General features: G+C 55.4%; 28 protein-coding genes. 13 read left to right on the forward strand and 15 right to left on the reverse strand.

Annotated features, from left to right (window positions below; genetic code table 11):
• Window positions 1-30 precede the first annotated feature (30 nt).
• From dxr to pyrH, 5 genes are all read right to left on the reverse strand, one after another.
• Window positions 31-1,218 carry a 1-deoxy-D-xylulose-5-phosphate reductoisomerase gene (gene dxr / locus MWU55_RS14535; RefSeq protein WP_246937250.1) on the reverse strand — a complete coding sequence of 396 codons (1,188 nt, stop codon included), beginning with the start codon at window positions 1,216-1,218 and terminating at the stop codon, window positions 31-33.
• Between the two features lie 9 nt (window positions 1,219-1,227).
• Window positions 1,228-2,037: a phosphatidate cytidylyltransferase gene (locus MWU55_RS14540; RefSeq protein ID WP_246937252.1), complete on the reverse strand. Its 810-nt coding sequence runs from the start codon at window positions 2,035-2,037 to the stop codon at window positions 1,228-1,230.
• A gap of 59 nt (window positions 2,038-2,096) precedes the next feature.
• A complete protein-coding gene (locus MWU55_RS14545) occupies window positions 2,097-2,846 on the reverse strand; it encodes an isoprenyl transferase (protein WP_246937254.1) in 750 nt (249 codons plus the stop codon).
• Between the two features lie 39 nt (window positions 2,847-2,885).
• The gene (gene frr, locus MWU55_RS14550; RefSeq protein ID WP_246937256.1) at window positions 2,886-3,449 is read right to left on the reverse strand and encodes a ribosome recycling factor; all 564 of its coding nucleotides are present in this window, start codon (window positions 3,447-3,449) and stop codon (window positions 2,886-2,888) included.
• 147 nt (window positions 3,450-3,596) lie between these two features.
• On the reverse strand, window positions 3,597-4,349 hold the full coding sequence (gene pyrH, locus MWU55_RS14555) for a UMP kinase (RefSeq protein ID WP_246937257.1): 753 nt from the start codon (window positions 4,347-4,349) through the stop codon (window positions 3,597-3,599).
• A 113-nt stretch (window positions 4,350-4,462) separates the two neighbouring features.
• Between pyrH and miaA the strand changes: the two genes are divergently transcribed.
• The 4 genes from miaA (at window position 4,463) to MWU55_RS14575 (ending at window position 7,441) form a co-directional block, all read left to right on the forward strand.
• A complete protein-coding gene (miaA, locus tag MWU55_RS14560) occupies window positions 4,463-5,371 on the forward strand; it encodes a tRNA (adenosine(37)-N6)-dimethylallyltransferase MiaA (RefSeq protein ID WP_246937259.1) in 909 nt (302 codons plus the stop codon).
• Window positions 5,372-5,566: 195 nt separating this feature from the next.
• Window positions 5,567-6,373 carry an AraC family transcriptional regulator gene (locus MWU55_RS14565; RefSeq protein ID WP_246937261.1) on the forward strand — a complete coding sequence of 269 codons (807 nt, stop codon included), beginning with the start codon at window positions 5,567-5,569 and terminating at the stop codon, window positions 6,371-6,373.
• A gap of 94 nt (window positions 6,374-6,467) precedes the next feature.
• On the forward strand, window positions 6,468-7,010 hold the full coding sequence (locus MWU55_RS14570; RefSeq protein WP_246937263.1) for a VOC family protein: 543 nt from the start codon (window positions 6,468-6,470) through the stop codon (window positions 7,008-7,010).
• A gap of 65 nt (window positions 7,011-7,075) precedes the next feature.
• The gene (locus tag MWU55_RS14575; RefSeq protein WP_246937266.1) at window positions 7,076-7,441 is read left to right on the forward strand and encodes an antibiotic biosynthesis monooxygenase; all 366 of its coding nucleotides are present in this window, start codon (window positions 7,076-7,078) and stop codon (window positions 7,439-7,441) included.
• On the opposite strand, the gene MWU55_RS14580 is transcribed toward MWU55_RS14575, so the two are convergent.
• Entirely contained in the window at window positions 7,438-8,028 is a 591-nt protein-coding gene (locus MWU55_RS14580; protein ID WP_246937268.1) for a lytic transglycosylase domain-containing protein, read from the reverse strand. The genes MWU55_RS14575 and MWU55_RS14580 overlap by 4 nt on opposite strands.
• A gap of 198 nt (window positions 8,029-8,226) precedes the next feature.
• On the opposite strand from MWU55_RS14580, the gene ssb reads away from it, so the two are divergent.
• Both ssb and MWU55_RS14590 read left to right on the forward strand, forming a co-directional pair.
• Window positions 8,227-8,718, forward strand: a complete 492-nt coding sequence (ssb, locus tag MWU55_RS14585) for a single-stranded DNA-binding protein (RefSeq protein ID WP_246937270.1) — start codon at window positions 8,227-8,229, stop codon at window positions 8,716-8,718.
• Between the two features lie 28 nt (window positions 8,719-8,746).
• Window positions 8,747-9,817, forward strand: coding sequence for a site-2 protease family protein (locus MWU55_RS14590; protein ID WP_246937272.1), 1,071 nt, complete (start codon window positions 8,747-8,749; stop codon window positions 9,815-9,817).
• A gap of 13 nt (window positions 9,818-9,830) precedes the next feature.
• On the opposite strand, the gene aroB is transcribed toward MWU55_RS14590, so the two are convergent.
• Window positions 9,831-10,940, reverse strand: a complete 1,110-nt coding sequence (gene aroB / locus MWU55_RS14595; RefSeq protein WP_246937274.1) for a 3-dehydroquinate synthase — start codon at window positions 10,938-10,940, stop codon at window positions 9,831-9,833.
• Window positions 10,937-11,488, reverse strand: a complete 552-nt coding sequence (locus tag MWU55_RS14600) for a shikimate kinase (RefSeq protein WP_281501917.1) — start codon at window positions 11,486-11,488, stop codon at window positions 10,937-10,939. The genes aroB and MWU55_RS14600 overlap by 4 nt, the downstream gene beginning before the upstream one ends.
• A 116-nt stretch (window positions 11,489-11,604) precedes the next feature.
• On the opposite strand from MWU55_RS14600, the gene MWU55_RS14605 reads away from it, so the two are divergent.
• The 4 genes from MWU55_RS14605 to MWU55_RS14620 are packed head-to-tail and all read left to right on the forward strand — an operon-like array spanning window position 11,605 to window position 14,621.
• Window positions 11,605-11,742: a hypothetical protein gene (locus MWU55_RS14605; protein ID WP_246937963.1), complete on the forward strand. Its 138-nt coding sequence runs from the start codon at window positions 11,605-11,607 to the stop codon at window positions 11,740-11,742.
• A gap of 43 nt (window positions 11,743-11,785) precedes the next feature.
• Window positions 11,786-13,321: a hypothetical protein gene (locus MWU55_RS14610; RefSeq protein WP_246937276.1), complete on the forward strand. Its 1,536-nt coding sequence runs from the start codon at window positions 11,786-11,788 to the stop codon at window positions 13,319-13,321.
• Window positions 13,318-14,262, forward strand: coding sequence for a site-specific tyrosine recombinase XerD (locus tag MWU55_RS14615; protein ID WP_246937277.1), 945 nt, complete (start codon window positions 13,318-13,320; stop codon window positions 14,260-14,262). The genes MWU55_RS14610 and MWU55_RS14615 overlap by 4 nt, the downstream gene beginning before the upstream one ends.
• Entirely contained in the window at window positions 14,259-14,621 is a 363-nt protein-coding gene (locus MWU55_RS14620) for a DUF1304 domain-containing protein (protein ID WP_246937279.1), read from the forward strand. Before MWU55_RS14615 ends, MWU55_RS14620 begins: the two co-directional genes overlap by 4 nt.
• Here the strand turns inward: MWU55_RS14620 and MWU55_RS14625 are convergent, their stop codons facing one another.
• Window positions 14,622-15,071 (reverse strand): type II toxin-antitoxin system RatA family toxin, encoded by a 450-nt coding sequence (locus MWU55_RS14625; protein WP_246937281.1) that lies wholly within the window; start codon window positions 15,069-15,071, stop codon window positions 14,622-14,624. It abuts the gene before it with no gap.
• 71 nt (window positions 15,072-15,142) lie between these two features.
• Here MWU55_RS14625 and hpt point away from each other — a divergent pair, with 71 nt between their 5' ends.
• On the forward strand, window positions 15,143-15,700 hold the full coding sequence (gene hpt, locus MWU55_RS14630; RefSeq protein WP_246937283.1) for a hypoxanthine phosphoribosyltransferase: 558 nt from the start codon (window positions 15,143-15,145) through the stop codon (window positions 15,698-15,700).
• A gap of 185 nt (window positions 15,701-15,885) precedes the next feature.
• Here the strand turns inward: hpt and lipA are convergent, their stop codons facing one another.
• On the reverse strand, window positions 15,886-16,836 hold the full coding sequence (lipA, locus tag MWU55_RS14635) for a lipoyl synthase (RefSeq protein ID WP_246937285.1): 951 nt from the start codon (window positions 16,834-16,836) through the stop codon (window positions 15,886-15,888).
• Between the two features lie 231 nt (window positions 16,837-17,067).
• Here lipA and MWU55_RS14640 point away from each other — a divergent pair, with 231 nt between their 5' ends.
• Window positions 17,068-17,613, forward strand: a complete 546-nt coding sequence (locus MWU55_RS14640) for a peroxiredoxin (RefSeq protein WP_246937287.1) — start codon at window positions 17,068-17,070, stop codon at window positions 17,611-17,613.
• Window positions 17,614-17,661: 48 nt separating this feature from the next.
• Here MWU55_RS14640 and MWU55_RS14645 read toward each other — a convergent pair whose 3' ends face one another.
• Genes MWU55_RS14645 through MWU55_RS14660 form a run of 4 tightly spaced genes read right to left on the reverse strand, consistent with a single transcriptional unit; the run spans window position 17,662 to window position 20,266 of the window.
• Complete coding sequence (locus tag MWU55_RS14645; protein ID WP_246937289.1) at window positions 17,662-18,192, reverse strand: DNA topology modulation protein FlaR; 531 nt, start codon at window positions 18,190-18,192, stop codon at window positions 17,662-17,664.
• A 1-nt stretch (window position 18,193) separates the two neighbouring features.
• The gene (locus MWU55_RS14650; protein WP_246937291.1) at window positions 18,194-18,727 is read right to left on the reverse strand and encodes a gamma carbonic anhydrase family protein; all 534 of its coding nucleotides are present in this window, start codon (window positions 18,725-18,727) and stop codon (window positions 18,194-18,196) included.
• Window positions 18,724-19,380 carry a guanylate kinase gene (gmk, locus tag MWU55_RS14655; RefSeq protein ID WP_246937293.1) on the reverse strand — a complete coding sequence of 219 codons (657 nt, stop codon included), beginning with the start codon at window positions 19,378-19,380 and terminating at the stop codon, window positions 18,724-18,726. The genes MWU55_RS14650 and gmk overlap by 4 nt, the downstream gene beginning before the upstream one ends.
• Window positions 19,381-19,384: 4 nt before the next feature.
• Entirely contained in the window at window positions 19,385-20,266 is an 882-nt protein-coding gene (locus MWU55_RS14660) for a YicC/YloC family endoribonuclease (RefSeq protein ID WP_246937295.1), read from the reverse strand.
• 172 nt (window positions 20,267-20,438) lie between these two features.
• Between MWU55_RS14660 and MWU55_RS14665 the strand changes: the two genes are divergently transcribed.
• On the forward strand, window positions 20,439-21,263 hold the full coding sequence (locus tag MWU55_RS14665) for a PAS domain-containing protein (protein ID WP_246937297.1): 825 nt from the start codon (window positions 20,439-20,441) through the stop codon (window positions 21,261-21,263).
• A gap of 141 nt (window positions 21,264-21,404) precedes the next feature.
• Here the strand turns inward: MWU55_RS14665 and MWU55_RS14670 are convergent, their stop codons facing one another.
• Window positions 21,405-22,778, reverse strand: a complete 1,374-nt coding sequence (locus MWU55_RS14670; RefSeq protein ID WP_246937299.1) for a 3-deoxy-7-phosphoheptulonate synthase class II — start codon at window positions 22,776-22,778, stop codon at window positions 21,405-21,407.
• Window positions 22,779-22,970: the final 192 nt, after the last annotated feature.

Genomic DNA, 22,970 nt, shown 5'->3' on the forward strand with positions numbered 1-22,970 from the left:
TGGTTTCATGCGCGCGGGTGGCGCGTCTGTTCAGTTCTTCGCTGCGATCAGTTCGCGGGCGACATCTCGTCCCATTTGGTCAGCGGCCAGCACATTATCAAGGGTCATAGCGGTGTGATTGAGGCCGCTATCCCCGTCAAGCCGTGTCAGGGTGTCTTCGACAAGCCCCGCCATATCCATGAAGCCAATTTGACCTGCGATAAAGCCATCAAGGGCGATTTCTTTTGCCGCGTTGAAGATGGCACCGGTCAGACCGCCAGCAGCCATCACCTCGCGCGCCAGACGTAGGGCCGGGTAACGCGTTTCATCAGGGGCGCGGAAATCGAGCGTAGCTACCTTTGCCAGATCCAACCGGTCAACCGGCAATTCACGCCGCTCGGGCCAATGTAGCGCATAGCCAATGGCGTGGCGCATATCAGGTGCGCCCAAATGCGCCATAAGCGCACCGTCGTTGAAGCCAACCAACGCGTGCACAAGGCTTTGCGGGTGGACCAGAACTTCAATCTGATCCGGATTGATCTGGAAAAATTCTTTTGTTTCTATGACTTCCAGCGCTTTATTGAACATCGAGGCGCTGTCGATGGTGATCCGTTGCCCCATGTCCCAATTGGGGTGAGAGCTGGCTTCGGCCAAAGTGGCCGTGGCGAGTTTCTCCATCGGCCAGTCACGAAATGCACCACCAGAGGCGGTGATGATCACACGCTCAACCGCATCAATGTCTTCACCCACCAAGCCCTGAAAAACCGCCGAGTGTTCACTATCGACAGGTAGGATGCGCGCATGGTGCGCTTGTGCCGTCGCCATGATCAATGGACCGGCCGTCACAAGGCTTTCTTTGTTGGCAAGCGCCAGCGTGGCCCGCGCTTCGAGGGCGCGCAGCCCTGGCAGAAGACCCGCCGCCCCCACGATAGAAGACATGACCCAGTCACATGGACGCGTGGCGGCCTCTTCCATGGCCGTGGGGCCCGAAGCAGCTTCAATCCCAGTGCCCGCGAGTGCTTGTTTTAGGTCGCCTAGTTTTTCTTCGTGTGCGGTGATGGCAATGTCGGCATTCAGGTCGATTGCATCTTTCGCGAGCTGCGCGATGTTATGCCCGCCAGTCAGCGCAACAACATCGTAAGCCAATGCATCGCGCCGGATCAGATCGATGGTTGATTGCCCGATGGAACCTGTTGCTCCAAAAATCGAGATGCGGCGTTTGCCTGTGTCCGTACCCATCCCCTGCCCTCAGCCTGCGAAGATCAAGGTTCCGACGCCGGCCAGAAGCACCAAAGCCCCCGCGGCGCCGATCATCGCGTCAAACCGGTCTAGCACTCCGCCGTGACCGGGAATTAGGTTAGAGCTGTCTTTGACCCCCACCATGCGTTTTATGGCGCTTTGAACGATGTCGCCCATTTGCCCGGCAAATGCGATCAAGGGCACAAGGAACGCCTCGAGCGGTGTGAAAATCCCTTGCGACATGCCGATAAGGCCGAGGATCAACGCCCCAATCCAACCCGCAATAGTCCCGGACCATGTTTTCTTTGGGCTTACGCGCGGCCAAAATTTCTTACCGCCGATCAATCGCCCTGCAAAATACCCGGCCACGTCAGATACGATTATGATCAGGATAAACCAGATAAGCGCTGGCCCGGGCCCCATTGCCAGAAAGCCAAGCCCCGCCAACATGATCAGCAGACCATAAGCGAAGCAAAGCAGACGGTGGCTGGTCAACAGAATTGCACCAACAAGCGGAGCAACGAACAACACAGCGATTTTTGGAGAAAACGCGATGCCCGGCGCGGCTTCAGCCCCGAGGCTTGAGACAAGCAAACTAACTGAGGCCGCAACACCTAGTGCGATGGGCACAGTGCTTGGTTCGGGCTGAAGCAGGCGAATAAACTCCCACATACACAAGCCAATCACGACAATGATCATCGCCTGATAGACGACCCCACCGGACCAAATTGCGAATATTGCTATACCAGCCATCGCCACCGCGGACAAAACACGCGGGGCAAGATCGGCCCATTTTGAGGTGGAACTGTCTGAACTCATTTAGGGGTTATCGCATCGCACTGCTTTGGCCTCAAGTCAAAGTAAGGCCAGTTTGATGACTATTCTGCCGCGGGTTTCACAGCGCCGAAACGCCGATCCCGACCTGAGAAGCGATCCACGACTTCCTGAAACACCTCTGACGTGAAATCGGGCCACAGAGTCTCGATGAACTCGAATTCGGCATAGGCCGATTGCCAGAGCAGAAAATTGGAAACGCGGGCTTCACCGGATGTACGAATGACAAGGTCAGGATCCGGTAAAATGCTTGTATCTAAATAGCTTGTAATGGTTTCTTCATTCACGCCTTCGGGCTTCAGCGCGCCATCCGCGACGTCCTGCGCCATACGTCTCGAGGCGCGGGCAAGTTCGTCCCGGCCACCGTAGTTCAAGGCAATGGTCAGGTTTACGTAGTCATTGTGGCTGGTCATCTCTTCCAGCTCGTTCATCAGGGCAACAAGTTTTTTGCCCAAACGGCTGCGATCACCGATGAACCGTACCCGTACGCCCTCTTCCACTAGGGCGCGCGCTTCTTTTTTGATGTAACGGCGAAATAGAGACATAAGGCCAGTCACTTCGGCCTCGGAGCGTTTCCAGTTCTCAGTCGAGAAGGCAAAGATCGTGATGTATTTTACACCTAGATCAGGGCAACTGCGTACGATCTCTCGCACACGCTTGGCTCCGGCACGATGGCCAAACAGACGCGGCTTTCCGCGGCTCTGCGCCCAACGACCATTGCCATCCATGATGATGGCAACGTGCCTTGGCGACTTAAGCACTTGCGCTTCCGTATCGGCCATTGCCTTGTTCATCACCTAATCCAATACCTGCTACATACTGACCACGCAGGTTTAAACCTGCATGATCTCTTCTTGTTTTGTTTCCAAGGATTTATCGACATTGGCTACAAATTTGTCGGTAAGCTCCTGCACTTCATCTGACCACATCTTCGCATCATCTTCCGACATGCTGTCCTTGGCCTTTTTAATCTGCTGCATGCCATCCTGACGGACGTTACGCACGGCTACGCGCGCGTGTTCGGCATATTGCGCAGCGACGCGAGTCAATTCACGACGGCGTTCTTCGTTCAATTCCGGGATTGGCAGCATGATGATTGTACCGTTCAGCTGCGGGTTAATTCCCAGACCGCTTTCACGAATGGCCTTTTCAACGGCCTGAACCATGCTTTTGTCCCAAACATTCACCGTAACCATACGCGGTTCTGGCACGTTGACTGTCCCAACTTGGTTCAGCGGCGTGCGCTGCCCATAGGCCTCAACGGTGATCGGATCCAGCATTGCGGCCGATGCACGCCCAGTACGCAAGGATGCGAATTCAGTTCTGAGTGCTCCAATAGCGCCTTCCATCCGACGTTCCAGATCATCAATATCCAGTTCAAACTCTTCGTCAGCCATCCCTAGGTCATCCCTTCGTCTTTCAAGCTCTTATTAACGAGCGTGTTTCGCCCGGTATAACGCCACCGCCCCCTAATTGTATAGGTCAGGTTCTACTGACAGTGGCAAAGAAGAATTTCTGGGCGAAATTCCGCCCCGCGTGTGCAGTTACCCGCCAACCCGAGTGTATGTTCCCTGGCCGTCCAGAATTCCACGGAACCCGCCTGGTTCATCCAATGAAAACACGATGATCGGCAGGTTGTTGTCACGGGCCAGCGCAATTGCCGAAGCGTCCATCACCCCAAGGCGTTTGGCCAGAACATCGTCGTAAGACACGGTGTCATAACGCACGGCGTCGTCGTTTTTAACGGGGTCTTTGTCATAAACGCCATCAACCTTGGTGCCTTTAAAGATCGCTTCGCAGGCCATTTCGTTGGCGCGCAAGGTCGCGGCTGTATCCGTTGTGAAATACGGGTTGCCAGTTCCGGCTGCGAAAATACACACACGCTTTTTCTCAAGGTGGCGCACGGCGCGACGGCGAATATACGGCTCACACACCTGGTCCATCGGGATAGCCGAGATCACGCGCGTATAAACACCCAGACCTTCCAGCGCCGATTGCATGGCCAGAGCGTTCATAACTGTGGCAAGCATCCCCATATAGTCCGCCGTGGTCCGCTCCATCCCCTGCGCCGAGCCCTGAAGCCCGCGGAAAATGTTGCCCCCGCCGATCACCATGCAGATCTCGACCCCCATATCGTGGACCGATTTAACTTCGCGCGCGATACGCTCGACCGTTGGTGGGTTCAGGCCAAATCCCTGATCCCCCATCAGGGCCTCGCCCGAGATTTTCAACATGACACGTTTATAGGTCGGCTGCGGGGTATCACCCTCTGCCGTCGTCTGGGCCTGATCAGTCATCTGTTGCCACTCTCTGATTGTCGTGATTGTGTTGCGCGGCAATTTGACCGATTAGGGCGGAATGTTCAATGAGCGATCCACCTATCGCTCATAAAAAATGAGGACGGGAATTCGTGTCGAAAACGCAGGGATCACTTGAACGGCTGGCAAGACAAGTCGGACCGGATCAACCGGTCCTGATTGCAGGGGCCACAGCGTCAGGGAAATCCGCGCTGGCTTTGGCCATTGCCGAGCAATCCGGCGGTGTGATTGTGAACGCCGACGCCCTTCAGGTCTTTGAGAACTGGCGCATCGTCACAGCGCGCCCATCAGCGGAAGAGGAAGCCCGCGCGCCACATCGTCTTTACGGGCATATTCCGGGTCACCAAGACTACTCGGTCGGGCACTGGTTGCGCGAAATTGCGCCCCTGCTGTCTGGCCCGCAACGTCCCATCATCGTAGGGGGTACTGGCCTGAACCTGACGTCTTTGACGGAAGGATTGGCCGATATACCGCTGACACCGCCTGTCATTCGACGCGAAGGCGAGGCGCGTTTAGCCGAAGGTGGTCTTTCTGCTTTGCTGGCGGACTTGGACCCGGAAACACTCTCTCGCATCGATATTCGCAACCCCGCCCGTGTCGCGCGCGCATGGGAAGTTCAGCACACAACAGGGCGCAGCCTTGCAAGTTGGCAAGATGAGACGCCTCCTCCCCTTCTCCCTCTGTCAGATGCATTTCCGATCCACCTGGATGCAGATCGTGATTGGCTGCGCGATCGGATTGAGCGGCGTTTTGACATGATGTTGGACGCGGGCGCGTTGGAAGAAGCGCAACGGAACCTTCAAAGTTGGGATCCTAAGGCGCCTTCCTCAAAAGCGATTGGCGCGCCTGAACTGATCGCCCATCTGAAAGGTGAGATCACTTTGGACGAGGCCCGCAGCGCTGCGATTATCGCCAGTCAGCAATATGCCAAACGCCAGCGCACGTGGTTTCGCAAACGTATGAAGGATTGGAATGTGATTCCCTTGGGCGTGAATTCCTGAGCTTCCATAGCAATTTTGGCGATTTCGATTCGGCTTCACGAATCGCATATCAGACTTATCCACAGCTTTTGCGTTAATCCTGTGGATCATCCTGTGGATAAGGTATAGTCTGCCAAAAAAAATGAGACAGGTCGAACAGAGTAAGCTAGCGATTGGACAGTAAGAATTATTACTGGCTGCTGCGATTGTTGTGTTATGACTGATGCTTTCCTACCGAAATCACCGTTTCGCGTCCTGCCATTGGCCCGTTTAGGTGTTGGTGGGCGCTGGCGAACCGAGGCGATGCGATCCTACGGAGCACCCGTGCTTTTGTGGTTCACCCGCGGACAAGGTCGGATCACGGTAAACGGCGTGACATCTGGTTATGGACCCCACAACTGCATTTTCCTGCCCGCAGGAACGATGCACGGGTTTGAAATGTCTACGCAAGTTGCAGGCACGATCATCGTTTTCCCGCAAGGAAGCGAAGAACAGCTTGGCCTGCCGCAAGACCCGGTTCATCTGCGCCTGCGCGAAGCGGACAAACAGATCGAGCTTGGAAAGCTTGTCGACGATCTTCAACGCGAAGTGGGAAAAGAGACCTCGCGAGCCTCGCGCGCCATGATGTGTCATGCAGGTCTGATTTCTGTCTGGTTGGATCGTCAGCTTGAACAGATTGACGAAGAAGATCGAGAGCTTAAATCCGGCCAACGCTTGGTCAACGCATATACTGCGCTTGTCGAGCAAGACTTTCACAGCCCTAAAACAGTTCGTGACTATGCGGCTGACCTTGGGATCACGCCAACGCATCTTAGCCGCGTTTGCAACAATGCCTGCGGGCGCCCTGCTTCGGCAATCCTACAAGATCGCGTCACATACGAAGCACGCCGCCTGCTGACAGAGACACGAGTTCCCATCAAAGACATTGCTGCGTCGCTTGGATTTGCCTCGGCCGCCTATTTCACTCGGGCCTTCCAAAAGCAAACCGGCCAAACTCCGTCCGCCTTCCGAAAACAAGGTTAGGTTGGATCCCCCACCCTGAATTTGAACTTGTTTACTATATTCGTTGCATATGAAATGAATCTGGCGTATATCCTTTCGCTAAAGGAGGACGCCCATGAAAATTGAACAGATTCACCACGTCGCGTATCGCTGTAAAGACGCCAAGGAAACCGTCGAATGGTATGGCAAGATGTTGAACATGGATTTCATCCTTGCCATTGCAGAGAACCACGTGCCCTCTACACATGAGCCAGACCCCTATATGCATGTGTTCCTAGATGCCGGAAACGCAAACGTTCTGGCCTTCTTTGAACTTCCAACCAAGCCTGAAATGGGCCGCGACCCGAACACTCCAATCTGGGTTCAGCACATCGCCTTCAAGGTCAAAGACCGCGCGGAACTAATTGAATTCAAGGAACATTTGGAAGCCAATGGTGTTGAGGTTCTGGGTGTGACAGACCATTCTATCTTCCACTCGATCTACTTCTTTGACCCCAACGGACACCGGGTTGAACTGGCATGTCCAGACCCCGAAGAAGAAGCAATGCTGAAGCGCATGGACGAAGTAAAATGGGACATGCTGAATGAATGGTCCAAAACCAAGCGCGCGCCCAAACATGCTGAATGGCTTCACAAGAAAGAGCTTTCGAACGTTTGATGTCGCTGGCTGACGCCGGAACAAATATGATCTAAATATGGGCGTATCTGAAAAAGGATGCGCCCATGTCATTTGATCCCGATCGTTTCGCCCCCCTTCCCGAACCACCTTATTACGCAGTGATCTTCACCAACCAATTGGGCCCTTCACCAATGGGTTATGAACATATGGCCGATAAAACCCTCGAGTTGGCTCAAAAACAGGACGGGTATTTGGGGATTGAAAGCACGCGAGATGCCTTTGGGGTTGGCATCACTGTGTCATACTGGAAAGACGAAGCATCCATAGCGGCATGGAAAGCTGACACCGATCACCTGATGGCGCAGAAACTGGGACAATCGCGCTTCTATGCGCATTACCACCTGCGCGTGGCGAAGGTTGAACGGTCCTATTCTGGTCCAGAAGGTCGCGCGGTGCCTGGGCAGGATTAACCGCCCAAAATGGCTTTCACGTAACCGCGTGTTTCCTTGTAGGGCGGAACGCCATTGTATTTGGCGACGGCCTCAGGCCCGGCATTATAGGCTGCAAGCGCAAGGCGCCATGACCGAAAACGATTATACTGTTGCCGCAGATACCGCGCACCACCTTCAAGGTTTTGCGTCGGGTTCCAAGGATCAACACCAAGCGTACGTGCAGTAAATGGCATCAACTGTGCAAGTCCAATGGCACCCGCATGGCTTTTAGCACGTGGGTTCCATCCGCTTTCCTGCTGCACAAGGCGCAGGAACAGATCCTCGGGGATACCATGCTTACGCGCCATAGATTTTGCGATCGGCAGATACTGGCCTTTGTACTTTCCCGAATAGTTGGGAATGCCATAGCTTGCCGGCGTCGACGGAGGCTTGGGCATCAAACGGGTTGAGTTCGAGTATTGCTGCGCTGCACGCGAGTCCAAGACGCTCGTCTGTGCAGTGAACGCACTTCTTCCACCCGAGCTGCCAAACAGGCTCTCGGCATGTGCAATGTTTTTAGGTGCCTCAAAACCTAGGCTGACAGCAACACTCAGCCCGGCAATCATAAATACTCTTTGGCGCAACATCCCGCCCCCAGATTGAATACCTACATAATATAGTGCGAACGAGCTGCCGTGGGAAGTACGGATAAAAGATAAGCGCAAAACTGCGCGCATTCCACGGGCAAACCTGCATAAATCCCGTTCCCCTCGGCCCTATATGGTGTAACCATATGGCCCAATTGAGAATCGAAAGGACGCAGGATGGCAGGTTCGCTTAACAAGGTCATGCTTATTGGAAATCTGGGTGCAGATCCCGAAGTACGGACCTTCCAGAACGGTGGTAAAGTGTGCAACCTGCGCATTGCAACGTCGGAAACCTGGAAAGATCGCAACACGGGCGAACGCCGTGAAAAGACGGAATGGCACACTGTGTCCGTCTTCTCGGAAGGGCTTGTTCGCGTGTGTGAGCAATACCTGCGCAAAGGATCGAAGGTCTATGTGGAAGGCCAGCTGCAGACCCGCAAATGGCAAGATCAATCCGGCAATGACCGCTATTCGACCGAAGTTGTTCTGCAAGGCTTCAACGGTACGTTGACCATGCTGGACGGACGCAGCGGCGGCCAAGGCGGTGGCGGACAAGGTGGCGGAGGCTACGGTGGTCCAAGCGGCGGCAGCCAAGGCGGTTACGGCGGCGACAGCGGCCCTGCCCCAGCGGGCGGCGGCGGTGGTTTCGACGACGAAATCCCGTTCTAAGACACACGAATAAATAAGGAGGCGCGCGATGTCATGGTCATTTCCTATCGGGCGCCTCTTTGGCTCGCAGCTGCGCGTCCATGTAACGTTTTTCCTGCTGCTGGCCTTTATCGGCGCCTCCACATGGTCTGAAAAAGGCCCCGAGGCAGCACTCTGGACCATCGTCTTCATCCTTTTACTTTTTGCATGTGTCGTGGCGCATGAGTTCGGGCACGCCCTGATGGCGCGCCGTTTTGGCATTCGTACACCCGACGTAACGCTTCTGCCGATCGGAGGGCTGGCGCGTTTGGAACGTATGCCCGAAAAACCAGGGCAAGAAATCTTGGTGGCTCTGGCCGGTCCTGCGGTGAATATCGTCATTTGGGTGGTATTGACGGTGCTGTTTGGTGCGCCGACTGAGCCTGACCAGTTGACCGGAATGGCCATCACGCCGTCCACCCTGCCCGCACAATTGGCTACGCTGAACCTGATCCTGGCCGTGTTCAACATGATCCCAGCCTTCCCGATGGATGGCGGCCGGGTTCTGCGCGCGGTGTTGTCGTTGTTTACCGACCGGATCAAAGCAACGCGCATTGCCGCCGCTGCGGGACAGTTCGTAGCTTTCCTAATGGCCTTAACCGGGCTGATGTCGGGAAACCTTATGCTGGTTCTGATCGCTGGTTTCATCTTCATCGCAGCAGGCGGAGAAAGTGCTGATGTTGCCATGCGTGACGTTGCACGCAAATTGATGGCACGTGATGCCATGATCACGGAATACGAAAGCCTGCGCCCTGACGATCCAATCAGTCTTGCGGCATCCACCCTAATTCGAACCACGCAACACGAGTTTCCGGTGCTGGACGTAGAGGGTCATCTGGCCGGTTTTCTTACACGTGAGGCCCTGTTTCACGCTATGGCCGAGGGCGCTCCGAACACTCGGGTGGACAGCGTGATGCAATCTGTTCCGAGCGCAGAGCTGACGGACGGGCTTGAATTGGTACTGGAACGGATGGGTTCGAACCCAACGGTGGCGGTTGTAGATAGCGAGGGTCATCTTTTGGGCTACATCACCCGCGAGAATGTGGGTGAATTGATGGTGATCGCCAACGCGCGTCGCTAACGACATGCAAACCTTACTGGTCCGGCAATGCCTCGGTTAGGACGTCATTGACTACGCCCATATCCACGTCATCTGCAACAAATGCATCTCCGATCGAGCGGGCCAAAATGAAGCGCAGTTTGCCCTGAACGACCTTCTTGTCCTGCGCCATTAGCTGAATCAGCCCGTCCGCATCCGGCAGATCGCCCGGAATGTCGGTAATGTCTTTTTTCATTCCCATGGCGGCCAGATGCGCCCGAAACCGTGATGGGCTTTCCTGGCTCATCAACCCCAGCCGTGCCGAGGTCTCAAACGCCAACGCACACCCGATGGCAACGCCTTCACCATGCAAAAGCCGGTCGGAATACCCTGTGGCAGCTTCAAGCGCATGACCGAAGGTGTGACCCAGATTTAAAAGCGCGCGATCACCCTGTTCGGTCTCATCGCGCACCACAATGTCGGCTTTCATCTGAACGGAACGACGGACAGCTTCGCCCCGCAGTTCAAGATCACCTGCGGCCAAGGCGGGTCCGTTTACTTCCAGCCAGTCGAAGAACTCTGCGTCGCCCAAACCGCCATATTTGATGACCTCGCCATACCCGGCAAGGAAATCACGGGGCTGAAGTGTGCCAAGTACGTCAATATCAGCCAGAACCAAAGACGGCTGATGAAAGGCTCCGATCAAGTTCTTCCCGTGCGGTGCATTGATCCCGGTTTTGCCACCAACCGAACTGTCCACCTGCGCCAAAAGCGATGTTGGCAGCTGAACAAAGCGCACTCCACGGCGCAGAATTGCGGCTGCAAAGCCAACAAGATCCCCAATGACACCACCACCAAAGGCCAGAACAACGTCTTTGCGTTCAACTTTCTGATCGAGCAGCCACTCAACGGTTTGCATCAAATAGGGCCAGCTTTTGGTGGCTTCGCCCGGCGGAAGAACCAAAGCCTCTGCCGAGATGCCTGCCGCCGCCAAGCCGTCCTTCAGCGCGTCCAGATGCAGACCCGCGACAGTCTCTTCAGTCACGATCCAAACCTTGGGCCGCGTCAAAAACGGAGCGATTTCCTCTCCTGCCCGCGCGATCAGACCCGAGCCGATGCGGACATCATAGGCGCGATCCCCCAAGGGCACATGAACTGTGGTCATCCAGTGGTCTCCTCAAGCACATCAGGTCGCGTTCTCAAAACGTCAATTACAGCATCCGTCATCTGCGCAATCGAATAATCCGGGTGCGCATCCACAGCCAAATCAGCTTTCTCGTACACAGGTACACGCACGTCGTAGATTTCACGCAGCGTGGCTTTGGGATCTCGGGTGCGCAGTAACGGACGCGTGTCCTTGTGTCTTACTCTGTTCCACAATAGCTCAATATCAGCACGCAGAAGAACTGACACGCCACGCTCGCTGATCATTTCGCGATTGCGGTCAGCCATGAAGGCCCCGCCACCGGTCGAAAGGATGGCACATTCCCCATCCAAAAGCCGTCCAATTACTTCAGTCTCGCGGTCACGGAAAAACTGTTCTCCATCCCGCTCGAAAATCTCGGCGATTGTCATGTTGGCCGCACGCACGATCTCTTCATCGCTGTCCAGAAAAGGCACGCTCAATCGGGCGGCTAAAGCCTGTCCGACCGCGGTTTTTCCCGCCCCCATCATGCCGACCATGACGATGGATTTTTTTACCTTGAATGCCAAAGCGGCGCCCACTTGCCCAAAACCAGATTTCTTTCCTGAATGGCGTGATCTTGGGGAAAATACCATATATAAAATCAGCAAAACGAAGACCGAGGCAGAAAAATAGGTGACCCACCATGCTGATCCGCTTGATCAAGCTATTGTTATTCCTTTCGATTTTAGGTGTGATAGGGCTGTCGGGCTATGCCTATTTGGGCGATATGTCGCCCCCCAGCGCGCCCCAAAGTACCACTGTGACGTTGAATGGCGGCTAAGGGGTTCCCCAAAGTCGCGTTGATATGCGCGACATGTGCCGCGATGATGGGCGCAGCCCAGGCGCAAACCGCGCCGGGGTCAGCCCCGATGTCGGCAATTGGCTGGCTGTCTGACAGCGTGGCCCTTCCACCGCCTTCAATGGACAGCGCGGTGCTTCCCCCCGACCCGAACGAACCCGAGACCGCCACCGGTGCATCGGTCGCGCAGGTCACCATGAGCCTTCTAGAAACGCCGATATTGGATTCTGTGGGGCTGCTGTCCAGCTCAACCACAGGCCTTGCCAGTGATCTGTGGGGGCAATCGCGTCCGAATGATTTGGCCCGCCGCATCTCCAGCATGCCATTGCAGCTGTATCCCTCGACCCAAGAACTTTTGAACACGCTTTTGCTGGCTGAACTCAACCCACCCAAAGGCGCGCGCACCGGAGATGACCGGCTGTTCATGGCGCGCGTGGACCGGCTTCTTGCCATTGGTGCTTTGGATCAAGCCGAAGCGCTTCTTGACCGAGCGGGGAACGTAAATGCGCGTGTCTTCCGCAGGGGATTTGACACGGCCCTTCTTCTTGGGACCGAAGATCGCTTTTGCGAGGTTCTGAAAAACTCTCCAGACCTAAGCCCTACCTTTCCAGCGCGGGTGTTTTGTCTTGCGCGATCTGGCGAATGGGAAGCAGCTGTTCTTACGCTCGAGACCGGGCGGGCCTTGGGATATATCAACGATTTCGAAGATGCGCTTTTGGCGCGTTTTCTTGATCCGGAATTGTTCGAGGGCGAAGACCCGCCCCGTCGCCCAGAAAACATGACCCCCCTGACCTATCGCATGTTCGAAGCGATTGGGGAGCATATTCCGACAACCAACCTTCCCTTGGCCTTTGCGCAGGCAGATATGCGCGCAAATATCGGATGGAAAGCGCGCGCTGAGGCTGCCGAACGGTTGGCCCGTGTTGGCTCCGCAACGCCCAACCAGCTTCTTGGCCTGTACACCGAACGTCGACCCTCTGCCTCCGGTGGCATCTGGGAGCGCATGCATTCTGTACGGCGTTTGGAACAAAGCCTGTCCAGCGGGAACGACGCGGCCCTGTCAGCGGCATTGACATCCCTTTGGCCACGGCTGGAAGACGCGTCGCTTGAGGTGCCCGTTGCGCGGCTCTTTGGCGACCGGTTGATTGCGAAAACCCCTTCCGGTCCGAAAGCACGCAGCGCCGCATTATCCCTTGGACTTCTGTCTGACAGCAGCGAGGAATTTGCGGCCTCTTGGGCTGTTCGCCCCGGGGACCGGAAAGAACCCGTTCTGACCTCCATTGCACTTGGAAACACCCAAGGGATTCTGGCCTATAACGAAGAATCGCGCGCAGTACTGGAAGGTCTAAACGCAACCAGCGCGCCTGTCCGTCTGAAGTCATTGATGGAGAGCGATCGCATGGGCGAAGCCATTCTACGCGCCATTTCACTGTATGAATCCGGCACGAACGGCAACTTGGATGAAATCGCAGATGCGCTGGCCTTTTTCCGTCAAATCGGGCTGGAACGCGCCGCACGACAGGCCGCGCTTGAGTTTCTTATCCTCGAGAGGCGCGGATGAACGCAGATCACGCGCGGTGGATCTCAAGCTTTCTGGATGCTCAGGCGGCAGAACTTGGGGCATCGGATAACACGCGCATGGCCTATGGGCGGGATTTGAAAGCGTTCTCAGAATTTCTGGAGACGCGCGCCCCCCGATTTGAAACGCTGTCCCGTGAGGACATTGAAAGCTATCTGATTGACTGTGACGCGCAGGGCTTGGCGGCTTCGACGCGGGCCCGGCGCTTGTCTTCCATTAAACAGCTGTTTCGATTTGCCTATGAAGAAGGCTGGCGTGACGACAATCCGGCGCTGAAGATACGCGGTCCCGGACAGGCAAAATCACTTCCGAAAACTCTGACAGAAGCGCAGGTCGAAGCCCTTCTTGGTGCCGCACGCGAGGTTGGGCGAAGCGACGCCGAACAGCTTCGCAACACGTGTATGATGGAGCTTCTTTATGCAACGGGTATGCGCGTCAGCGAACTTGTGTCCCTGCCTGTGTCCGCGGCGCGCGGGGAGCCGCAACTGCTGCTGATCCGTGGCAAAGGCGACAAGGATCGGCTTGTGCCTTTATCAAACGAGGCGCGTATTGCGCTTTCAGACTGGTTGGAGCACCGGGATGCGGATGAAGAGGCCGCACGTCTGGAAAAGGGGGCGAAACCCTCTCTCTTCCTATTTCCTTCCGGCAGTTCCGTCGGCCATCTAACACGACACCGGTTTTACGGCATCATCAAACAAATCGCGGTCAAAGCAGGCGTTTCGCCAAGCGACGTTACCCCCCACAGGCTTCGCCACGCCTTCGCAACGCACCTTCTGGCCAACGGGGCTGATCTTCGGTCAATTCAGGCTCTGCTTGGACATGCTGACCTTGCCACAACCGAAATCTACACGCATGTTCTTGAGGAACGTTTGCGCGAACTTGTGTTCACGCATCATCCATTGGCCAAGAAGGACCCGTCATGAGCCTTATCACAATCCTTCTGATCCTTCTGATCGCCGCCTTCCATTGCTATATCCTGTGGTTCGAAATGTTTGCCTGGGAAAGCCGAGGACCCAAGATCTTTCGCCAGTTTCCACGCGACCTGTTCGCGCCGACAAAAGCTATGGCGGCCAATCAAGGTCTGTATAACGGGTTTCTAGCTGCGGGCTTACTCTGGTCGGTGATCATCCAAGACCCAAGCTGGTCACAGAACGTCGCAGTGTTTTTTCTTGGGTGTGTGGCTGTGGCTGGTATCTTCGGGGCGGTTACAGCGTCTAAGAGGATATTCTACGTGCAGGCCCTGCCCGCCCTTGTCGCTTTGGTTCTGGTTTTGATCACCTGATCAGCTTGGATAAAGCACAGCCGCACGTTTTTCGAAAGCGGCAACGATACGATGCATCGCCTCGTTGAACACAAGGCCAATAACCTTCTGCAACATCGGGCTTTTGAACTCGAAATCGACGTAGAACTCGACCTCACACCCTTGCGGGTGATCTTTAAAGATCCAGAACGATTTCAGATATTTAAACGGACCGTCCAGATATTCGGTATCAATACGCCGCGCGTCCTGATCCAGCGTTACACGACTGGTAAACCGCTCGCGAAACACCTTGAAGCTGATCACAAGATCCGCCTCCATCATCACACGCCCATCATCCATGGGAGCCGTCCGGCGCACCCGCGCTGCTGAGTTCCACGGCAGGAACTCTGGATAGCGACCGACATCCGCAACAAGATCATACATCTGCTGCGGCGTGTACGGCATCACACGTTTTTCGCCATGTGTAGGCATTTTCAGGCGTTTCCCCTTCTAAGATCGTTGCACATGTCTTAGGAATACGAGTGAAAATCAAGGGGGGCTTCATGGTTCAGCGACCATATGTCATTGATACGCTTATATCCGCCAAGCAAATTGCGGCTAGGGTTGAAGAGCTATCCAAAGAGATTCACGATGAATTTGATGGTACCGACAAGTTGGTTGTCGTTGGGTTACTAAGGGGTTCGTTCGTCTTCATCGCCGATGTTGTACGTGAATTGGACCTGCCTGTCGAAGTCGATTTTCTGGAAGCGTCCTCTTACGGAGACTCAACCGAAAGCAGCCGAGAAGTGCGTATTCTCAAGGACTTACGAGGGGAAATTGCCGGGCGTGACGTTCTTGTCGTTGAGGACATCATTGATACTGGTTTCACCCTTCAACACGTGGTTAAGCTGCTGAAGGCAAAAGGCCCAAGCAAACTGCGAACAATTGCTCTTCTTGATAAACCCACACGGCGAGAAGTGGATGTGAAGGCCGATTGGACCGGTTTTGAAATTCCAGATGAGTTTGTCGTCGGCTATGGCATCGACTATGCCCAACGCAATCGCAACCTGCCCCATATTGGCAAAGTGCGGTTTCTAGACACCCAAGATTCCGAGAGCTAGGTTATGAACCTGCATTGGCTTTTGCGCATGTCAAAATGGGCGCGCAATCCGCCTTCAGCCAAACGGGTAGTATTCGGTCTGATTGTGATTGCGATCTGTTTGGCACTTTTCGCCTATGAATACTTCATAGGCGCGCCCGAATGGATGGAAATCGAGCGCTTGAGAAAGCCTAAACTTTATTAGCATCAAGCCTTTGCAAGGCTTTCTTCACGCGCTTTGCGCAGGCGTTCGAAATCGTCACCAGCATGGTACGACGACCGTGTCAGCGGCGTCGCAGACACCATCAGGAAGCCCTTGCCATAGGCAGCAGTCTCGTAATCTTTGAACTCGTCCGGATGGACGAACCGTTCTACCGCATGGTGTTTCGGTGTGGGCTGCAGATACTGGCCAATGGTCAGGAAATCGATGTCAGCTGCGCGCATGTCATCCATGATCTGCATCACGGATTGACGATCTTCACCCAGCCCAACCATGATACCTGACTTAGTGAACATGGACGGATCCAGCTCTTTCACGCGCTGGAGCAGGCGCAATGAATGGAAATACCGCGCGCCGGGGCGCACTTCCGGATAAAGGCCCGGTACGGTCTCGAGGTTGTGGTTGAACACGTCAGGACGCGCCTCAACGACGGTTTCCAGCACGCTGTTTTTGCATTTCAGGAAGTCTGGAGTCAGGATTTCAATCGTGGTGTCTGGCGACTGGTGACGAACGGCGCGGATCGTCTGGGCAAAGTGCTCTGCCCCACCGTCTTTCAAGTCGTCTCGGTCCACGGACGTGATCACGACGTGGTTCAGACCCAGTTTCTTAACAGCGTGCGCCACGCGACCGGGTTCGAACGCGTCCAGATCATCTGGCTTGCCGGTGGCCACGTTGCAGAAGGTACAGCCACGGGTACAGATCTCACCCATGATCATCATGGTGGCGTGACCTTGGCTCCAGCATTCGCCCGCGTTGGGACAGCCTGCTTCTTCGCACACGGTGACAAGGTTGTTTTCGCGCATGATCTTGTGCGTTTCCGCATAGCCCTTCCCGCCGGGCGCTTTCACGCGAATCCAGCTGGGTTTTTTGGGCTGAGCGTTGTCCTTGCGATGCGCCTTCTCGGGATGGCGGCTTTCAGGAATTTTCAGATCACGCATGGCTTTCCTCCGGGCCAGTGGTTCTGACCTATATAAGTGCCTCCTGCCCCCAAGTCACCTTGAAACCTTGGTTTCCAGATATGCAACCGATGCATAGCGCAAGCCATTGTCGAACGAAAATGCCGCACTGCAGTAAATCGCCGTTGAGCACCTTTTGGAATCGTTCTAATCGTTACATCAACGCGCGCAGCGATTCCCAGCCACGCGTCTAAACTGTAAAGGAATTTCCCAATGAAAGCAGGCGTAACCGTCCCCAACATCACCTTCCACACCCGTGTACGTGATGAAAGCATCGAAGGCCCGAACCCCTTCCGCTGGCAGGACATGACCTCGGACGATTACTTCAAAGGAAAGCGTGTTGTTCTGTTCTCGCTGCCCGGCGCGTTCACCCCAACCTGCTCGACCTATCAACTGCCCGGTTATGAGAACGGCGCTGCCGATTTTGCCGCCGAAGGCATCGACGAGATCTACTGCATGTCCGTAAACGACAGCTTCGTCATGAACGCCTGGGCCCGCAACCAGGAACTGGAAAACGTGAAAGTTATCCCTGATGGCGCTGGCGAGTTTACCCGCCTGATGGGCATGCTGGTCGACAAATCCAACATCGGCTTCGGCGCCCGCTCGTGGCGCTATGCTGCTGTCATCAATGACGGTGTTGTTGAAGCATGGTTCGAAGAGCCCGGCCGCGAAGACAACCATGGCGAAGACCCCTATGGTGAAAGCGCGCCGGAAACCGTTCTGGCGTGGCTGAAAGAGGCCAAAGAAGCCGTCGCGTAAGCGATTGCTGACGAAATGACGAAGGGCCGCCCGATTGGGTGGCCCTTACTATTCGGCCTCATTGACTCGCTGCACAACCCTATCAAGATCAACGGTATTCTTGCACACCACTAATTTCTCAGATGGACAGTTTTTTAACGCCGCCGAGATTTTCTGATGGAATGCTTTGGATCGCCACAGACTTTGAAACGCAAAACGGTACTGCTGTACTGGCCAGTCGATGTTTCCGTCCGGAAGTTCTGGGCGTGTATGGCCGCGATGCTTCCATGGTCTGATCAGCAACCGCACAGCACGTCGCCAAAATGGTGGATCAAGCCAAATGACTAAATCTGTCCGATTAACGGTTTGCTCAAGCAGGGACGGCCCACCTTCTATGATCCAACTATCATCGGCAACTATTGCCGCAAGCGCGCGCTGGATGTCGACTTTGGATTTTTGCTTCCAGCTTTCTGTTAGCTTGATCGCATCAAACGACACAAGCTGGGCAGCGGGTATGGAGTCTGACAATCGGGCGGCAAAGTGAGTTTTTCCACTTCCATTGGCTCCGGTGATAACGATGCGCTTCACCGGGAAGGCCATGTCAGCAGCACCCCCCATTCGCGGATTTTAACCCCGTCAAAAACCGCGCCGCGTTCTGCTGATAGTGTACCGCGGACGCCTCGATCCCTTCGATCGCCGCGTCATCCAGCTCGCGCACCACTTTGCCCGGAGCACCAAGCACCATCGCCCCATCGGGGATCACCTTGCCTTCCGTCACCAAGGCCCCTGCCCCGATCAGGCAGTTTTTGCCGATCACCGCGCCGTTCATCACAGTGGCGTTCATGCCGATCAGAGTGTTGTCTCCGATGGTGCAGCCATGCAGCAGAACCTTATGGCCGACGGTCACATTCGCGCCGATGGTCAGCGGGAAGCCCAGATCGGTGTGAAAGACGCTGTTTTCTTGCACATTCGTGCCCGCTCCGATGGAGATTTGTTCGTTGTCACCACGAATCGTTGTCCCGAACCAGACCGAGGCTTTGGCTCCAATTTTCACCCGTCCGATGACATTGGCATCAGCAGCAACAAAGACATCCTCGGCAATCTCGGGGGCGATCCCGTCCAACTCATAGATCATGCGCTTCCCTCTTCGAACTCGGATTGCAGTTTGCGGACATGCTCCAGCAGGGTTGGCTGCTGATTGCGGCGCTGGCGCGTGGCCTCGACGATGGTGATCAGCTTCTGCGCCGTTTCTTCCAGATCGTCGTTGACCAACACGTAATCGTAGCTGCCCCAGTGGCTGATCTCGTCCCAGCTTTTCTGCATGCGCTTCTGGATCACGTCATCGCTGTCCTGCCCACGCCCTTCCAGGCGCGATCGCAACTCGTCGATTGAGGGCGGCAGGATGAAAATCGATAAAGAATGCGAGGCCATGGACGAATTGCGGATCTGCACCTCGCCCTGCCAGTCCACATCAAACAGAACATCCTTGCCGCTTTCGATGGCTTTGCGCACGGGTTCTGCGGGCGATCCATAGAAGTTGCCGAAGACGTGAGCGTGCTCCAGCATTTCGCCTTGAATGACCATTTCGCGAAAGCGGCTTTCATCCACGAAGTGATAGTGTTCACCGTCCTTTTCACCCTCACGCGGCGCACGGGTGGTGGCCGAAACCGAGAAGCTGAGCGTCGGGTCCCACTCCATCAACCGTTTGGCCAAGGTTGATTTGCCAGCACCCGAGGGGGACGACAGGATGATAAGAAGGCCGCGTCGTTTGGTGTCAGGGGCGTTCATGGGGTCACTCCACGTTCTGAACTTGTTCGCGCATCTGATCAATCACGTGCTTCAGGTCAAGCCCCACACTGGTCAGTTCGTTAAATTGTGCCTTTGAACACAAGGTGTTGGCCTCGCGATTGAACTCTTGCATGAGGAAATCGAGCTTTCGGCCAGCGGGCTCTCCGGCGTTCAGGTGGGACCGCGCGGCGATGACATGGGCCTTTAGGCGGTCCAGCTCCTCGCGCACATCGGTCTTCACGGCGATCAAGGCGAGTTCCTGCGCAATGCGGTCAGGGTCGGCCCCTTCCGTGGCATCGATGATGCGGGCCATCGCGTCGCGAAGACCATCCGCTTGCGCCTGCGACCGGGCATCCAGCAACCCTTCGGCTTTCTCGACCAGTGTTTCAACCGTGTCGACCTGCCCCGACAGGATCGTCGCCAAAGACCGGCCTTCTTCAAGACGCGAGGCTTTGAAGGCGTCAACCAAACTGGGGATTTGTTCCTTAAGCGCTACGATCAGGGGGGCGCGGCTGTCTGCATTTGCTGCGCGCACTTCGATAACGCCACGTAGTTGCGCGATGTCTGCCGCAGACACTTGGGCCACCGGAAGCCCGCGCATCTCGGCCTCGGCCGAAATTGACGACAGATGAGATATCGCCTGCGCCAGACGTTCCGGGTTCACCGCGTATTGCCCGTCATCTTCGGGATGGGACACGCGCAACGTGACCGAGATATTCCCACGCGCAACATTTTGTTTCAGAGATTTTCGCAGCTGATCTTCTACGCCATCCAGCCCATCTGGCAGGCGAAGCCGAATGTCCAAACCGCGCGCATTGACCGATCGCAAGTCCCAAATCCAGGTAAATCCGTTAAGCTCACCTGTGGCGCTGGCGTATCCGGTCATCGAGTAAATCATGTTAGGTTAACCATTTGATAAGATTTTCCGCCAAATTCGATCTGAATGTGACATATTAAGACATCGGTAAGCATTACCTATTTATTCGTTAACAAACGGTCACCAATTGAACAAGGATCAGACAGCATCCAATCGGGGGCCAAACCGTCGGGAACCAAAGATGAAAATCGAGTATCTTCAGAACGGCAATGTTGTTTCACTGTCGTCTGCCCGTCAGGTCCAGAAGTTCAATTCGATCGCACTGGTCGAAGCCTATTGGCATGGCCTACGCAATGGTCGTCTCTGCCCAACCCGGCAAGAGGTAGATCCACGTGGCATGGCAGGTGCGCTGCACGAAGCCTTTATGCTTGAAAAGATCGCGCCGGGTTTGGCGCGCATTCGGCTTGCCGGCCAACACATGAATGATGTGTTGGGTATGGAGGTGCGCGGGATGCCCATTTCGGCCTTCTTCACTACTGAAGCCCGAAAAGAGCTTCATCGCGCGCTTGAAAGCCTGTTTGATATGCCGGCCCAGATCACATTGTCGCTGGTCACCGAAGGGCGCGCCTTTCGCAAAGGGCAAGAGGCACAGATGATCTTGCTTCCTTTGCGAGACGAAACGGGCCTGATCACGCGTGTACTTGGGGCCTTGCAGGTCGAAGGTGATCTAGACCGTACTCCGCAAAGATTTAATATCCGGTCTGCCGAGGTCACAGCGATCGTGGCCGATGACGACGCGGCTCCGGCCTTTGATCAGATTGAGAAAGATTACCGCGCCGGTTCGAAATCTCTGCGCTCGGATCAAAAGGACGTTGATCAGCGGCTTGGAACGAGCCCGCGGGGCATGTCCGGTCACGTGTTTCGCGAGCCGAAACGGTTTGAAGGCGAAACGCTGCACGAGTTTGCAGAAGCGCGCCGTCACTTTGATCTTGGCGAGCCGCAAGAGATCGTGACGGGCCAACGTAAAGCGAAAGTTCATCACCTGAGGCTAATCAAAACGGATTAAAGCGTTTCGACGTATTGTTGAGGCACTACAATGAGGCGAAACGCGCGGAACCTATTGATGTCTTGGGCGTTGCACCCTGTGGGCAAAGAAAACGCCCCGGTTTTGGCCGGGGCGTTTTGCATTTTATACTGTGCTTTAGGCTTAGCTGGCTTTGGCTGCCAGTGTATTGCCACTGCGCATGGATGACAGCTCTTCCGCGACAAGGAAGGCCAGTTCCAGCGACTGGCTGGCGTTCAGGCGCGGATCGCATGCGGTGTGATAGCGATCCGAAAGATCCTCGTCCGTTACAGCGCGTACCCCACCGGTGCATTCGGTCACGTCCGAGCCGGTCATCTCGAAATGCACACCACCAGGGACCGAGCCCTCGGCTTTATGAACACCGAAGAATTCCTGCACTTCGCGCAACACGCTGTCGAACGGGCGGGTTTTGTAACCCGAGGCCGATTTGATCGTGTTGCCATGCATCGGATCACAGGACCAAACAACATTGGCGCCTTCTTCCTGCACGGTCTTGATCAGACGCGGCAGGTGTTCAGCAACACTGCCCGCTCCGAAGCGCGCGATCAGGGTCAGGCGGCCAGGATCATTTTCCGGGTTCAGCTTCTCAAGCAGAACCTTCAGATCTTCCGCAGTTGTGGTCGGGCCACATTTCAAACCAATCGGGTTGATCACGCCACGCAGGAACTCGACATGCGCACCGTCAGGTTGGCGGGTGCGGTCGCCGATCCACAGCATGTGACCAGAGCCGGCAACGGTTTTGCCAGTTGTCACATCCAAACGAGTCAGAGCCTCTTCATATTCAAGCAGAAGGCTTTCGTGCGAGGTGTAGAAATCAACCGTTTGCAAGCTGTGCATACGATCGGCGGTCACACCAGCGGACTGCATGAAATCAAGGCTGTCCTGAATACGCTCGGCCATGGCGCGGTATTTCTCGGCTTCACCTGACGCCGTGAAGTCCAACGTCCATTTGTGAACCTGATGAACATCAGCCAAACCACCTGTCGAAAAGGCGCGCAAAAGGTTCAGCGTGGCAGCAGATTGCGTGTAGGCCTGCAACATTTTCTGCGGATCCGGGATCCGAGCGCCCGATGTGAAATCCAGCTCGTTGATGATGTCACCACGGTAGCTTGGCAACTCCAGCCCATCCACGGTCTCGGTCGGAGCCGAGCGCGGCTTGGCAAACTGACCCGCCATGCGGCCAACCTTGATCACCGGAACTTTGGCACCAAAGGTCAGAACCATGGCCATCTGCAGCATCACTTTGAACGTGTCACGAATGCCGTCAGCCGAGAAATCAGCAAAGCTCTCTGCACAATCGCCGCCCTGCAAAAGGAATGCTTCACCGCGCGATGCACGGCCCAGCTCTTCACGCAGGCGCATGGCTTCGCCGGCAAAAACCAACGGTGGATACTTTGCAAGCTGCGCCTCGACCTCGGCCAGTGCGGCCGGATCGGTATAGTCTGGCATCTGTACCCTTGGCTTATTGCGCCAGGTCGACTTGTCCCACTCCGTCATGGTTTTTCTCCGTAAACTATAGTGCTTCGCCCTCTTTTCAGGGCAAGGCCCCTTCTACCGCGTCATAGGCCTGCGTGCAAACAATGTTGTGTGACGTAATTCTCTCATCGTTTGTCGCATTCCTATTGGTGCGGTAGGATTGATAAAAAAGCGACTTGCTGTAAGGTCTTAAACCTGCTGAATTCGTCGTTA

It is taken from the genome of Aliiroseovarius sp. F20344, assembly GCF_023016155.1.
GTDB lineage: Bacteria > Pseudomonadota > Alphaproteobacteria > Rhodobacterales > Rhodobacteraceae > Aliiroseovarius.